This window comes from Fervidobacterium islandicum, assembly GCF_000767275.3.
Lineage (GTDB): Bacteria > Thermotogota > Thermotogae > Thermotogales > Fervidobacteriaceae > Fervidobacterium > Fervidobacterium islandicum.
The window spans coordinates 1,919,834-1,934,074 of sequence record NZ_CP014334.2 but is presented as its reverse complement, the minus strand read 5'-3'; the positions used below and the strand labels follow the sequence as shown (position 1 = coordinate 1,934,074).

The window sequence follows — 14,241 nt, the reverse complement described above, 5'->3', positions numbered from 1 at the left end:
TCTTTCAACCTCCAATTCTTGTTTTGTCCAAGAAATACTCTACGTAGCTCTTACTACAAGCTCGGGTTTTAAGATGTATTTCTTTGGTTTTTCTTTCAACTTTCCGGCAATGCGCTTTACAACAGTTTCTGCTGCCAATCGTCCCATTTCTGCGATTGGCTGTTTAACCGTGGTGATTTCGAGAATTTGAGCGATGGGTAGATCATCGAACCCGCACACCCGAACATCCTCGCCAACTTTTAATCCCATTGTTCTTGCGACTTCTATTATTGGAACGGCCAGATAGTCTGTTGTTGTAAAGATGGCACACCGCTTGAACCTGTAGAATATCCGGCGAGCAACTTCGAAAGTGCTTTCCCAGTCAAGTGGGACGTAGTAAACTTTGTCTATACTTCTACCCTTTTTTTCAAGCGATTCTTGGAAACCTTCGAGTCGCTCGTCGAAAACCGTGCTTTCGAGTTCATGACTTTTCCTGTGAGTTACCACAAAGATATCCATATCTAAGTCCGCAAAGTAATCTCCTGCTATAACGCCACCGTAATAATTGTCCACCATTATCGAATCGTAGTCTTCTGAATCTTGTTCGATGCAGACAACAGGAGTTTGAGGATTAATGATGTTACTTAACACTCTGTCAACGCTTACTGCATCAACTATCAGGCCATCAGTGGAGAGGATTATATCGGAAGATTTCTTCAACGCTTCGTACTTTTTTTCGTTGTAGAGTGGATACAAAAGCGAAGAGTAACCGTATTTGAAGAGCACTTCATCTATCGCAGACATCAGGATTTGATAAAAGTCTCCCTTCATTTCGGGAGTGATGACGGTTATAAGCTCACTTGAACCCGTGGATAATCGCCTTGCATGGGGATTAGGAACGTATCCTAAAGTCTTTATCGCTTCCAATACCCGCTGTCTTGTGAATTGGTCAACGTGTGGACTGTTGTTGAGAACTCTTGAAACAGTTCCAACACCAACTTTAGCATACTGAGCCACGTCTTTAATGGTTACTCTTTGGAAGTTTCTCTTTGTCTTAGCCATCTTAAAATCCCTCTCCTCGCTATATCAAATGCAAGAAGTGTACTCCTTTTTCTCACCATCTCTCGATTGCCTCTCAAATTGTGTGTTACCGTGTGTGTGAACGAATCAGACGAAAAAGCAAAACAAACGGTCCCCACAGGTTTTGCTTCAGAGCCGCCAGTAGGACCTGCTATGCCTGAAACCGCAACGGCAAAATCACTTTTAAGGATTCTTCTAACGTTCTCAGCCATGAACTTGACACACTCTTCACTAACAGCTCCATAAGTGCTAATTATGGTTTCTGGAACGTTTAAGAGGGATATTTTAACTTCATTCGAGTAGGCCACAACAGAACCGTTGTACACCTTTGAAACTCCCGGAATATCAACAAACTTTGAAGAAATCATACCACCAGTACAAGACTCGGCAAAAGAAATTGTCAAACCATTCTCACTTAAGAGCTTATACACAACATCCTCGATGTTATCGTCGTCAGTTGCATAGACGTTCTCGCCCAAGGCTTCTATCAGTTTGAGGGCGATTTTATCTATTTCTTCCTTCAAAGATTTACTTCCGGTAAGCCTGACCTCGACCCCTCTTTCATACGAAGCCATAGTTGCCACGGTAATATTTGGGTTGGAGTAGATTACATCCTTGAAATCATCCATCAATACAGCTTCGGGAATGCCTATCGTTTTTATTCTTCTTGTGTACAGCGCATCATCGGCTTTTAATTTCTCGGTGATGTTTTCAAAGATCGGTATCATTTCAGCGGGAGGACCGGGCAAGATAACAACAGCTTTTCCATCAAACTCAATCATTTGACCAGGAGCAGTTCCGACAGGATTATCCAGTACCTTCGCTCCTTCGATAACCATGGCTTGCTTTTTTACACTCTCTGGGGCTTTTCCGTAGTATTTTAAGGCCCGTTCTATCAGCTCTTGTGCTATATTTTCGTCCAAAATGAGCTTTCGTCCAAGTGCTTCTGCTAGCGCCTCTCTTGTCAAATCATCTTCTGTAGGTCCCAAACCGCCGGTTGTTATGAGTAAATCAACTTCAAGAAGGCCTGTTTTGAACCTTTCGACTAGAACATCGAATCTGTCTGGTAAGGTCTCTATGCGAATAACGTAATATCCTAGTTTTTTCAACTTTTCGCTTAAGTATTTTGAATTTGTATCTAAGATAAGCCCCTCAACAAGTTCGTTGCCTATCGAAAATATTATTGCGTTCTTCAGAACCATCCCCCTCTTTGAATCATTTTATGAAGAAATGACAAAGAACCATAAAGATTATACCATAAAAAGAAAAAAGCTACACCACAGAAGGTGTAGCTTTTGGAATACCTTTGTATTTGCCATATTTGGCGTGCCCGGCGGGACTTGAACCCACAACCTCCAGATCCGCAGTCTGACGCTCTATCCAGTTGAGCTACGGGCACGTCTTATTTCTAAGCATTCAAAAATGGGTGATGAGATAAGTCAAGCTCATCACCCAAAACCTCCCGGTTTTGGCGGAGAGAGAGGGATTCGAACCCTCGGTGGAGAAACCTCCACACTTGCTTAGCAGGCAAGCGCCTTCGACCACTCGGCCATCTCTCCGCATAATCATCAGCGATCAATTACATCTTCAAAAATTAAGCGAACGTTAAAACTCTTTTTTCTGTCTTTGCGTTAAGATTGTACCATATACTCGAAAAATTTCAAGGGGGAAAGTACTCAGCGCAAATTATGATATAATTAAAAATTGGTGCATCCCAAGTTTTGCATTTTATTGGTACAGGAGGGAAAAAGTATGGGTATAAAGCACAACACTTTTTCAAAGCACATTCTTATGCTGGTTCTTATGACTTCCATTTTTCTATGTTCTATTTTTGTATTTTCGTACACGAATTCGTTTGCTGACTGGTACGGACTGGGTTACATTCAACCTTCTCCTATGGCACAGAAATTTATCAAAAATTCTGGACATGAATTGTCATTTTTTGATAGTGTCGCTGTTTTTTATTCATTCGAGTCGAATGCAAACCCAAGAAATCCTTTTTTGCTTTCTAATGGTTTTACATTGAAAAGTACAGTTCTTAATTATCTTCCATTTTCGGAGCTCAGGTACGGCGCTATCGGCGGAAGTTACGATATTAGTGCGAAGTTAATCGAGACGATTATCGGTGGAATGAAAAGGGGTATTGTTTTTGGTCTTTCCGGAAAGATAGGAGCTGAACTGGAAACGGTGAGTTTGCTTGTTGGAAGTTCTTCAAACTTTGCCGATTTTACAACCAACGATTTCAGGCATTATAATAGTGTATCAAACGTGAATTTGATAGGTTCCTTAGGACTTTTTGCCCAATTACCGATCGATTTGAGAAACTTTCCAGATATGCTTTTATTTGTTAGCTACAACATTGGCATTTCCTTGTTTGGACCTTTCACACCTGATCTTCAGTACATTGAAGGAGATTATGAAAGAACGTTCACAAACATTGAACTGGGATTAGCTTTGAGATACAAGTTTTAGTCTCTAAGGTTGTCTGCCAGAATTTTTAAGAAAGGTGGCTAAGAATGGTACTACTGAAATTGGAATTTAAGAGGATCTTTTCCCGTCCCATGACTTATGTGATGTTGCTAGCATTGCCGGTTCTTTTTGTCCTGCTTGGTAGTGTGTTTTTTAATTCGTTCGGTGCCAATAACTTGAAGATAGGGGTGTACAGCGAGGATAAGTCTCCACTTTCGAAATTCACAGTTGGTGTAGTTATGTCCCTATTTCATGGTCAAACAATACAATACGTTGGTGCAGATTATGTAGAGAAATTAAAAAGTGGTGAACTTCATGCGGTTGTCATTATTCCAAGAGATTTTACCACATCTCTATTTTCGGCAAGACAAACACAAATCAAGTACGTTCCAAGTCCTGTAGACACACAACTGTCAGCAGCGGCGTACCTCGTTTTTAAGAAACTTTTTGAAGATTTAAGTGGAGGCCCTTTCTTTAATCCGAAGGTGTTGCAACAGATGTACACTTCTTCGAATGTACCTGCTCCAAGTCTTGTAACGGATAGGGAAGTGAACTTCAGCCAAGTATTTGCACCGAGTTTGATGCTTCTAATAACGATGTTTGCAGGCATGCTTATAGGAGCAGGAAGTGTTGTGAACGACAAAGAACGGGGTTTGCTTCTTTATTGTTCGCTTGGGAAGGTGAAGCCTTTAGGTTATTGTTTCGCAAAGTTCACGACTACTTTCGTAATATCTTTTGTTGCCGGTTTAATTTCATACGCGATCTTTTTTGTAAACGGTTTTTCGGTGGATTGGACTATGGTCCTAATAATCATCCTGATAAACGCCCTTTTCCACACATCACTTGGAATCACAATATCGGTACTTTCTAAAAGCTCGATGACGTCAAATCTCATCTCAACGATCTTCAGTATTCTTCTGCTTTTTTCAAGTGGCTCTTTGACATCCGTCTCGTCTTTACCAGAGTTCGGTAAGAGGATTTTGAACGTGATTCCGATCTATAAATCTGTGTATTTACTTCGTATGGCACAGCTTTTCTCTAGAGACAGTGATTTCGACATCCTGCTAGCTAAGAATGTTCTTTTTTCTATAACTGGTACTTCTGTCTTTATTGCTTTAACAAACGCATTTATTATAAGAGAATTCCTGCCAAAATCTGAACTCTCAAAGTAATAAAACGCATGATGATAATTCAGAAGATGTTGGAGGGATTGGTTTGGAAGAGGTTGCAAAGTTAGTTATCGTTTTCCTACTGATCGGTTTAGTATTTATCATTTCAGTGTCTTCCAAAAGACAAATAAAATGGGATTGGCAATTTTCTCAACAGCCTGCAGAAGTTAGCGAAACCAGAGCCTTCGCAGAACCTCATACGCAAACGGAAACTTTCTCGAGTGTTCCTCTTTCCACTTACCAAGAGAGTTCCTCACAAGAAACCTATACTCAAACTGTTCCCAGAAGTGCGGAAGAGATAAGAACTACTACAACCACAACGAAGGTACTTGAAACCGAGGGAACAACCGGCATATTGTTGATGTCACTTGCAACCACAACGCAATCGGACGCCACTTCTTTACAAACTTCAGGATTGAGTGCTCAAGAGATATACAACGAGCTTAAGGCTGTTGAACAAGCTGCCAGAAGCTACATAAGTGGTGGCTTCAAAATATCGACTTTGAACTCTGAGTCGATTTATTCCAAAGGATTCATGGAGAAAGACCTGGCTGAAAGATATGAGGTGGGATACAAGGTTTCTGGCGAAGGGTACACGATATTCATTAAACCAAAGTACGAAATTCCTGCGGTTATTTTAGAGGAAATCTCGAAGCAACCGAAAATTCGGTTAGACGGAACAGCCGTTGTCTACGAGTTTTGGATAAGGGCATACAGATAAGCTCTTTTGATAGGTTCTGTGGTATCAAAAATCGTGCCCGGGGGGTGATGATATGCTTGGTAAACTCAACATCTTTAGTTGTTTGATCGCTATACTTTTCTTTACCGCAGTAATTTCATCGGTGGGTTATTCTCAACTCGTAATTTCTCACGAGTCGGGGTTTTACAATAATCCATTCACGTTAGAAATCAAATCTACGGTTGGTGGGCTAATTTATTATACTATCGACGGCAGTGAGCCGGTCTCGGGAAAAGAAGGAACATTTCGGTATAGAAATGGTATACCTATAGCCGAACGTAACGATAACTCATTGATGTACATACCGACCTCGCCACTTTGGCAAAAGCCACAAGGTGATTTCAAAAAGGCAACGGTTCTAAGGATTATCGAAGTTGTAGACGGAAAGGTCACAGATAGTGCAGTACGGAGTTATTTCGTCGGAATTCATCATGATTTGCCGGTTGTATCGATAATCACAGAACCTTCGAATCTTTTTGATGAGGAAAAAGGAATTTATGTACCAGGGAAACTTTTTGATCCCACCAATCCATATTGGACTGGAAACTATCATCAAAGAGGAAATGAATGGGAACGAGCAGCTGTTATGGAATATTTCGAAAACGGCAAACTCCTGTATCGAACTGACATAGGTTTGAGAATTCACGGTGAGTTTACAAGGAGCCTCCCGATAAAATCATTGAGACTATATGCAAGGAACAAGGAAGGGGAGTTCACTTATCCGTTTTTCGGGAGAACTGGTTACAAGAAATTGGTCTTGAGGAATTCTGGCAACGATTGGGAAGACACATATATCAGAGATTCGGCAATTCAAGAGATCTTCAAAGGTCTGAAATTTGATACACAAGATAATTATCCTGTTGTACATTACATCAACGGGGAATACTGGGGCATAACGTATTTAATGGAATACTACGACCAAAGGTATTTGCAAGTTAAACATGGTGTGACTGAAAAAAACACAGTGATTATAAACGGTGATCTAAGTATCCAGGATGGAAAGGAAGGCAGCCAAGAAAGCTTTGTCAAACTTGCGGAGTTTGTTCGAGACAACGATCTATCAAAACCTGAAAACTACGTTTTCATTTCTCAGGTTATTGATATTGATAGCTATATTGATTACTATATAGCCGAAATCATAGCAGGCAATATGGATTGGCCTGGTAATAACGAAAGGCTCTGGAGGGTATTAAAGCCTGAGAATGGGACTTTCGGTGATGGAAAGTGGAGATGGATGATGTACGATATGGACCTTTCCTTTTGGGAACCGTCGCACAACACATTAAAAGCTGCGATGTATGGTGACCCGAATGCACCACATATACTAACAGTCGGAGCAACCTCAACCATTCTTTTCAGAAAAATACTTGAAAACGAAGAATTTAAAAAGAAATTCCTCGAGCGGTTTGATTATATAATCAATGTAGTGTTTAATGAGAATAGGGTGATTAATATTATAGACGAACATGCAAAGAGAATAAGCACAGAGATAGCTTTTCATTCCAAACGTTGGGGAAAACCAGAAACGGATACATGGGAAGAATCTGTGGAGTGGATGAAAGAATTTGCGAAAGAGCGCAGAGGCTACCTTATGAAATACTTGAATGAAATCTTCGGAACTGATCAGTAATACAGGAATTTATTGATTCATGTTTCGAAGGTCACTAGTTTAGACATTTAAGAAAAGAAAATAAAAAATTAAACAAACACAAGTATAAATTAGAAAAGCCACCTTTTGTAAAGAATTTGTGAAAGGTGGCTTTTTTCTACTTATGAGAATTTTGGTGAAGAAAATTACTACTTTTTAACAACTTCAAAATTGTCGATTTTTAGGAGATTGAAACTTTGTTTTGTAATTGAAAGTTCGTAATACTTAAGATAAGATATTCTTGTAATTCCTCATGATATAAACTTGAAGCCATTTGCTTTTCTTGTTTTGTTTTCTCTGTTTTGTTAATCCTCAAGACTTTTGGGAGTCAAGTGTGGGTAGTTATGGCTAAGAACAAGTCGGTAAAGAAAGCTGGTGAGGTTACTAACTTGAGCTCACACGAAAGAGAACACTGGGGCAGTAAGTTAGGACTGATTCTTGCGATGGCTGGTAACGCCATAGGTTTGGGGAATTTTTGGAGATTCCCGTACCAAGCAGCCAAGAACGGCGGTGGCGCTTTTATGATACCCTATTTCGCTGCACTGTTGTTCATGGGAATACCTCTTCTGATTATAGAGTGGTCTATGGGGCGCTACGGCGGCCGGTACGGTTATGGTACGATAGGACCGATGGTTTATCTTCAAGCCAAAGAAGGTACTACTAAAAAGGTGGCTCTATTTCTTGGTTCGTTAGCTGGTGCGTTTGCACTTTTGATTGTTGTGCTTTTGAACTCGTACTACAACCATATTATTGGCTGGACACTTGGGTATGCTTGGTTGACCGCAACTGGTGGGTATATGGATCCTTCGGTTGATACAGGAGCTTACTTTGTAAACTATATCCAAAGTCCATGGCTTGTATTCACCTTTTGGCTCATAACCTTAGCAATACTGTGGTACATAGCACGCGGTGGCGTGCAAAAAGGTTTGGAAAGGCTCGCAAAGATTGCGATGCCTTCAATATATATCTTTGCATTAATTCTTCTTATCAGAGCTCTCACTCTCGGCACACCTGTTAAAACAGAATGGACGCCGATTAAAGGGCTGGACTTCTTATGGTCACCGCGTTGGGATGAGCTGAACTGGTCGGCCACACTCGCGGCAGCTGGTCAGATATTTTTCACACTTTCACTTGGAATGGGAATAATACAAAATTACGCGTCTTATCTGAAAGATGAGGATGATATCGTAACATCCGCTGTTGCAACTGCTTCGCTTAATGAGTTTGCGGAGGTAATCTTTGCCGGAACGATAGTGATACCTATAGCGTTCACGTTCCTTGGACCGGATGGTTTGAAAAGTGGTGTGGGGCTTTCGTTCATAGCTCTGCCTAATGTATTCAGATCGATGGTTGGAGGCAGCATCGTTGGAACATTTTGGTTCTTGTTGCTCTTCTTTGCTGGCATAACAAGTTCAATAGCGATGTTCAACTATCTGGTCGCTTTCCTAGAAGAGCAATTTAACATCGATAGAAAGAAAGGTTCGACGTTGATATTTGCACTCTACGTTATCGCCGGTTTGCCTGTAGCGTTGGAGCCAATTCTCACAAAAACGAGTGAACTGTTATATCTAACGGAACTGGATAACTGGGTTGGCTCTTACTTGTTAGTTCTTTTGGGACTTATAGAAATAATCACGGCGGTCTGGCTTTTCAAAGAGAAGGGATTGGAAGAGGTCAACAAGGGGAGCTACTGGAAGATACCGAGATGGTTCTATTCCATAGTCATGAAACTAATCACACCTGCATTTATAGTGATATTGCTTGTATTCTCAACCGTTGAGTACGCCAGAAATGGTTATCTAAAATTGGTACCTGACTTTGCGAAGAATTATCCAAATTTGATTCCTTGGGTTTTCGCTGCAAGGGCAGTTATGGTCTTCCTGTTTGTGCTATGTTTCATCACAATTTACAACGCGTTAAAAAATATGCAAGTAGACAGGGCAGGTGAGAAATGATGAGTACCCAAGCGTTGGCATTCATGCTTTCAAGCTGGGGGGTTATAATTATCCTGACCGCGATTTCAGTTGGGACGATTTTGAGCAAATCAAGAAAGTGAAGGAAAAAGCCGCCTTCGAGAAGGGCGGCTTTTTGATTTAATTCAGGCATTCCCTTTCGACATTGGTTCGATTAAATTTCCGGAGGATTGAGCCTTACAATCCAATCACCTGGGTATTTGGTCTTAATTTCGTTCAGTAACCGGACTATTCTTGACGAATGCACAGTTTTGACAAAAAACTGGTAGCGATATTTATTCGCCACTTTAAATATCGGATGTTCCGATGGACCAAGTATTTCAATATACAGTCCTTCAGCATTTGAAATATCTTTGTAGACAGCATCTATCGTTTCTCTGGCTATTTCTTCCGACTGGTTTGAGTACATGACATGAACGACATCGGCAAAAGGTGGATAGCTTAGTTCTTTTCTTAGCGCCAATTCTCGTTCGTAATATCCCGTAACGTCTTGCGCACTCGCGTAAATGATGACCGGATTGCTCGGATCGTAGGTTTGTATAACCGCTTTCCCTTTTTGTTTTCTTCCTGCTCTGCCGATTACTTGGACAAGTAGTTGAAATGTTCGCAAAGGCGCATTTATATCAGGATAAAATATCAGTGCATCGACGTCGATGATTCCGACAAGACCTATGCGGTAGATGTCAAGCCCCTTTGTTATCATCTTCGTTCCCGTAACGATTTCCAACTTTCCTTCTCGGAGGTCTTCCAGAACCTTTTTCAATTTCTCAGGTGTATCGATTATTTCTGCATCTATGCGACCGATGTTTTTCCCCGGGAAGAGTTCTCTGAGTTCTCTTTCGACCTTTTCGGTCCCGGTACCTTTATCGGTGAATACTTGCGAACCACAGACAGGGCACACGCTCGGAACAGGTTTTTCTGAACCACATATATGGCATTTTAGTTTTCCCGCATCTGAGTGGTACGTCATCGATACGTCACAGTTATCGCACTTTGCTATGTAACCACATACAGCACATTGGACCCTTGAAAACCCCTTCCTTCGTGTGAATATTAAGGCAGACATACCGTCGTTCAAAACGCTTTCGATCTCTTCGCGCAACGTTTTCGATATAGATGGTGTCGATTTCTTCTCTTTTCTCATGTCGATGATTTCAACTTCAGGTAGTTCTACGTTGAACCTTTTTGTTAGCACATGGAATTGGTAGATACCATCTTTTGCAAGTTTGTATGTCTCAAGGTGAGGAGTTGCAGAGCCAAATATAACTGGGATTGGAAAATACTGGAGCAGTTTTCTGACATCGTAAAAAGGTTCGCTGTTGTTGTAATAACCTTCGTCGTGTTCTTCGTCAACTATGACGAGTTTCAAATTTCTCATTGGAACAAAAAACGCACTTCTGGGACCAACGAGGATACCGAGCTCGCCTTTTACCGCCTTAGCCCAAATTTCTACCCTCTTCGCATCCGTTTGATAGCTGTGGTAAACTCCTATCGGAACATCTGGAAAGTGTTTCCTTAGTCTTGCAATGGTTTGTTCGGTTAGTGAAATCTCCGGAACTAGATAGATCACACTACCAAAGTTCAGAGCATGTTTGATCACATCCAAATAAACTTCCGTTTTTCCACTTCCTGTTGGTCCGAAAACCATGTGTTTTAGGCTTTCTGAACGCATGGTAATGCCATCAATTTCCTCTAAAATGCTCTTTACAATCTTTGATTGTTCTTCTGTCAATTTTCTGACCAACTGTCCGCTTTCTTCATCAGCGATTGGTTCATCGTTTATCTTAACAATGCCCTTGTTTTTCAGTTGTACCAAAACACTCCTCTCGACATTTTCATCTTCCAAATCGTTGAGCAATTCATCAACTTTTGCAGTGCCTTTTAAAAGCAAATAATTGACCACTATCGATTGTTTTGACGTCAGGCGAAGTCTTGGCAATTCGTCTGGCGGAATAATAATTCTCACATATTCTTCCTTACTTCTTGGTCTGGGTTTTTTAGACTCAAAATCACGGTATATCCTGACCAGTCCGCTTTCGATGTATTCTTTGGCTTTACTCATTTTCTTGAAATCGTCGTATCTCATCTTAGGTATGTTGATCAGTGGACTGTTGCTTTCGACGAAAAGAGAGAAATACTTGTCAAAGCTAGGGGGGAAGGATAAGTCGAATAGACGACCAATGGGATATCCTAAACCCAGAGCGCAGTTGACAAAAGTAGCTGTGCGCTGATTGTCGATGAAGGAGATGTAATCACATCGTTCAGTTATTTTGGGAATTTTGGACGGAACAACGTGTGTTCTTTCCAAGTCTATAAGTTCTTCTAAATTGCTTTCTGTTATTTCTTCGATACCTTCAAATTTCTGAACTACATACGCTAGGTTTTTTTTATTTCTAAAAGGTACAACAACCCTTTCACCAAGGGCTATATCTTCTGAAGAGGCATATACGAAGAGTTTGTTCTCAGAGTAGTTGGATATTGCCACTGCGTAGTACATTCGTATCTACTCCTTCTTTATTCCACTCTCTTCTGGTCCTTAATATTGCGACATTACAGCATCTGAGACGACTTTTATCGTTTCCATCTTTCTTGTTGTTGAGGTGAGATAAAAGCCATGAACGTATGGGGCAAGTTTTTCGATAATGGAAACACACTGGTGTTTTGAGTACTCTTCCAAGTGCGAATCATCTTTTTGCCTGAAGTATTCCTTCGGAACGTAGACACCTGGGACCTTTGAGAAGTGTTCGAGTTGCTGGAACGATTCAAAGACCATTAGGGCGATGTAGATTTTGGTTTTCTTAAAGATTTCCTCAGCTTCAGACTTTTCGAGGAATTTGATTATAGTATCGGCGTTGAAAATGGGTTGCGAGACGAAGAAGCTGCAACCGTTTTGTATTTTAAGCTCCATTCTTTCCAATGTTTGGTTCAAGTCTTTTTCAAATGGACTGAAAACACCACCCGGGTTAAATGAAAAAGAACCATAGATCTTCAATCCTGCAAGGTCTTCTCCCTTTTCGTTGAGCAATTTAGTTAATTTGAACACGTCGTATATGCTGAAGTCTTCAATACTCGATGAGAACGGGTAGGTTCCAACCCTTGGATCATCACCTGAAAGAATCAAGAGGTTCTTAATCCCAAGCATGTGGGCAGCAATTAAGTCTCCTTCTATTCGAATCGCATTTCTCGTAGTCCTTGAAAAATGCATTAACACATTGAAACCCAATTCCGATAGCATGTGTGCAGGTGCTATAGGCGAGACCCTCGCACTGCCCATTGGTAGGTCTGTAACTGCGATCACTTGTGCACCGTAATCCACAGCTTCTTTGCAAAATGCGATGTACTTATCGGGGTTCGTTCCCCTCGGCGGGAGTGTTTCTAAGATAAAACGATTTTCAAAAAAATCTTCTCTATTTATTTCATTCATTGGGAGCACCTCCCTGTATACTGAAAGATGGTGGAAACGGCGCATCTTACCCTTCGCAGACGAGTTTTCTGGTTGATTCCGAAAGGTACGCTTTAACGATAGAATATTCCCTTTTTCTAAGCTTTTCTAAAAGGTATTTTCTCAAAAGCCTTGGGTCTTTTGTTTTTTCATAGCCTTTGACAAAATAGTTTTCGTCGCTTGTTAAATAATACATGATTTCATAGTACTCAGCTAACCGATCGCTTATGTTTTCCATTTTCTTTCGTAGAAGTTCCTCCAGATCTTTTCTAACAACACCTTTTGGAATACCTGTTCTTAGGTAGTTGTAAATTATCAGACAAGATTCTATATCGTACGCGGATTTGGATTTCGCAATCTTTTCTTCAAAATAGTTTTCTATATCTTCGAGCGCTTGACCTACGTAAAGTGCTACGTCCATGTGTGGATCTTTTTGCAAAATTCTGAGGTATTTCATAACGTCTGGCTACGGACACACGTGGCTTCAGCCATGAACAAGTAGCCCTTTCCCTCCTTTCGAACATCAGTGTCTTGGCTCTCTCAAGTAGCCTTAACTTTGTATACTTTACGCTATCGCTTATTTTTTCTCCATTAAGACTACTTATCGAAAAGTATCCGCTACTCCTTAAACCTGATATGATTCCTATTTTGCCTTCACACTCAACTCTATCAAACCTTCTAAACCCCTTCACTTGTTTTATTGTGTTTAATGGCCGTTTGCCACCTTTAATTGGGTTAGCTTTATGCAGCGACCTGTTTTGCCTTCTCAAGAGTTTACCAAAATACCACTCGTTTGCTCTTTCTTGAATATTCCCACCAGCTATTACAAATGCGTCATCTCTGTGCGACTTCTCAAGCCCATACGTGGCACGTCTTGCTTTCGTAATGCTACCATAAGTAATTGCTACTTGATAGTTTTGCTTTAGTTTGTTAACTATGTACCATCCAATTGCTGAAACGTGAGCTGCATCCTTAAGCACCTTTACTTGTTCTAATCTAGATTTAGGTATCTTTATCTTGCCTTCGTGCAGCATCTTGTGTTCTTCCACCGTTAGCACTATTAAGTTGCTTGGTGTATCAGTGCCACCTTTGCTTCTTGGAATGATATGGTGGACTTCTAACACCCCTGTTTTTCCAGATAGCTCAGATTTATATCCAGCTCTCCAAAGGCAGTACTCTCTCACATCAGCAAATCCTTTCTGCGGACCGTTTTGATAGTCTTTTGCTTCTATGTCTGGATTTAATACTTTCTGAATATCAAATGGTGCAACTTCCACAACGACTTTTGTTATCGGTATTATTTTGCTGAGCTTGTTTACTATCCTGACGTGCGCATCTACCTTCCACTGCAAACTTGGAGGCAACCAACCATTTTCCTTTCGTCTGTTTAGAAATCTGGGTTTGCGATATCTTGTTTTTCTGTATCTTCTGAACCTTCTATGCTGCCTGCGCTCAGGCAATAATTTACTGATGTCTTGCCTGAGCTGGATTTCTGCAGAGAATATTTCCATTTTGTCTGTGACAGCAGATATGCCTACAATCTTAGAGCCTATGTCTATTCCAACGGTAACAGGTTGTGTGTAGTTTGTTGTTTCGTACAAAAGCTGGATGGTAAATGGTTCTCTGTTCACTACCTTTGCCAGGCCCTGCCTTAATAGTCTTCTAACCCTACCGTGTCTTTTGGTTGGCATGAGTGGTTTTCCGTCTTTTGAAATCACGAATACCATGCGGTAAGCCTCCTA

11 protein-coding genes and 2 tRNA genes are annotated in these 14,241 nt (G+C 40.9%); 5 read left to right on the top strand and 8 right to left on the bottom strand.

Features of this window, described 5'->3' with window-relative positions; genetic code table 11:
- Positions 1 to 39: 39 nt before the first annotated feature.
- From NA23_RS09270 to NA23_RS09255, 4 genes are all read right to left on the bottom strand, one after another.
- Positions 40 to 1,041 carry a LacI family DNA-binding transcriptional regulator gene (locus NA23_RS09270; protein ID WP_033192302.1) on the bottom strand — a complete coding sequence of 334 codons (1,002 nt, stop codon included), beginning with the start codon at positions 1,039 to 1,041 and terminating at the stop codon, positions 40 to 42.
- The gene (locus NA23_RS09265) at positions 1,008 to 2,261 is read right to left on the bottom strand and encodes a competence/damage-inducible protein A (protein ID WP_236938364.1); all 1,254 of its coding nucleotides are present in this window, start codon (positions 2,259 to 2,261) and stop codon (positions 1,008 to 1,010) included. The genes NA23_RS09270 and NA23_RS09265 overlap by 34 nt, the downstream gene beginning before the upstream one ends.
- Positions 2,262 to 2,381: 120 nt before the next feature.
- Positions 2,382 to 2,458: transfer RNA gene (locus NA23_RS09260), tRNA-Arg, on the bottom strand.
- A gap of 70 nt (positions 2,459 to 2,528) precedes the next feature.
- Positions 2,529 to 2,618 (bottom strand) — tRNA-Ser (locus tag NA23_RS09255).
- A 193-nt stretch (positions 2,619 to 2,811) separates the two neighbouring features.
- On the opposite strand from NA23_RS09255, the gene NA23_RS09250 reads away from it, so the two are divergent.
- The 5 genes from NA23_RS09250 to NA23_RS09230 all read left to right on the top strand — a co-directional run bounded on the left by NA23_RS09250 (position 2,812) and on the right by NA23_RS09230 (position 9,039).
- Positions 2,812 to 3,531, top strand: a complete 720-nt coding sequence (locus NA23_RS09250) for a hypothetical protein (protein ID WP_033192303.1) — start codon at positions 2,812 to 2,814, stop codon at positions 3,529 to 3,531.
- 44 nt (positions 3,532 to 3,575) lie between these two features.
- A complete protein-coding gene (locus NA23_RS09245; RefSeq protein ID WP_033192304.1) occupies positions 3,576 to 4,700 on the top strand; it encodes an ABC transporter permease in 1,125 nt (374 codons plus the stop codon).
- A gap of 43 nt (positions 4,701 to 4,743) precedes the next feature.
- Positions 4,744 to 5,418: a hypothetical protein gene (locus NA23_RS09240; RefSeq protein WP_033192305.1), complete on the top strand. Its 675-nt coding sequence runs from the start codon at positions 4,744 to 4,746 to the stop codon at positions 5,416 to 5,418.
- A gap of 52 nt (positions 5,419 to 5,470) precedes the next feature.
- A complete protein-coding gene (locus NA23_RS09235; RefSeq protein WP_145974471.1) occupies positions 5,471 to 7,066 on the top strand; it encodes a CotH kinase family protein in 1,596 nt (531 codons plus the stop codon).
- A 362-nt stretch (positions 7,067 to 7,428) separates the two neighbouring features.
- Positions 7,429 to 9,039, top strand: coding sequence for a sodium:neurotransmitter symporter family protein (locus tag NA23_RS09230; RefSeq protein ID WP_052107239.1), 1,611 nt, complete (start codon positions 7,429 to 7,431; stop codon positions 9,037 to 9,039).
- 172 nt (positions 9,040 to 9,211) lie between these two features.
- On the opposite strand, the gene priA is transcribed toward NA23_RS09230, so the two are convergent.
- Genes priA through iscB form a run of 4 tightly spaced genes read right to left on the bottom strand, consistent with a single transcriptional unit; the run spans position 9,212 to position 14,226 of the window.
- Positions 9,212 to 11,554, bottom strand: a complete 2,343-nt coding sequence (gene priA, locus NA23_RS09225; protein ID WP_052107240.1) for a replication restart helicase PriA — start codon at positions 11,552 to 11,554, stop codon at positions 9,212 to 9,214.
- 39 nt (positions 11,555 to 11,593) lie between these two features.
- Entirely contained in the window at positions 11,594 to 12,481 is an 888-nt protein-coding gene (locus NA23_RS09220; RefSeq protein WP_052107241.1) for a methylenetetrahydrofolate reductase, read from the bottom strand.
- Positions 12,482 to 12,527: 46 nt separating this feature from the next.
- Positions 12,528 to 12,920: a hypothetical protein gene (locus NA23_RS09215; RefSeq protein WP_203225717.1), complete on the bottom strand. Its 393-nt coding sequence runs from the start codon at positions 12,918 to 12,920 to the stop codon at positions 12,528 to 12,530.
- Positions 12,865 to 14,226 (bottom strand): RNA-guided endonuclease IscB, encoded by a 1,362-nt coding sequence (iscB, locus tag NA23_RS09210; protein WP_084384086.1) that lies wholly within the window; start codon positions 14,224 to 14,226, stop codon positions 12,865 to 12,867. The genes NA23_RS09215 and iscB overlap by 56 nt, the downstream gene beginning before the upstream one ends.
- Between the last annotated feature and the right edge of the window lie 15 nt (positions 14,227 to 14,241).

Excerpts from the sequence above, each read along its gene's own strand:
- NA23_RS09250 (WP_033192303.1), top strand. The coding sequence starts at position 2,812 with ATGGGTATAAAGCACAACACTTTTTCAAAGCACATTCTTATGCTGGTT.
- NA23_RS09215 (WP_203225717.1), bottom strand. The coding sequence starts at position 12,920 with ATGGACGTAGCACTTTACGTAGGTCAAGCGCTCGAAGATATAGAAAAC.
- priA (WP_052107240.1), bottom strand. The coding sequence starts at position 11,554 with ATGTACTACGCAGTGGCAATATCCAACTACTCTGAGAACAAACTCTTC.
- iscB (WP_084384086.1), bottom strand. The coding sequence starts at position 14,226 with ATGGTATTCGTGATTTCAAAAGACGGAAAACCACTCATGCCAACCAAA.
- NA23_RS09235 (WP_145974471.1), top strand. The coding sequence starts at position 5,471 with ATGCTTGGTAAACTCAACATCTTTAGTTGTTTGATCGCTATACTTTTC.
- NA23_RS09220 (WP_052107241.1), bottom strand. The coding sequence starts at position 12,481 with ATGAATGAAATAAATAGAGAAGATTTTTTTGAAAATCGTTTTATCTTA.
- NA23_RS09265 (WP_236938364.1), bottom strand. The coding sequence starts at position 2,261 with ATGGTTCTGAAGAACGCAATAATATTTTCGATAGGCAACGAACTTGTT.
- NA23_RS09270 (WP_033192302.1), bottom strand. The coding sequence starts at position 1,041 with ATGGCTAAGACAAAGAGAAACTTCCAAAGAGTAACCATTAAAGACGTG.
- NA23_RS09245 (WP_033192304.1), top strand. The coding sequence starts at position 3,576 with ATGGTACTACTGAAATTGGAATTTAAGAGGATCTTTTCCCGTCCCATG.
- NA23_RS09230 (WP_052107239.1), top strand. The coding sequence starts at position 7,429 with ATGGCTAAGAACAAGTCGGTAAAGAAAGCTGGTGAGGTTACTAACTTG.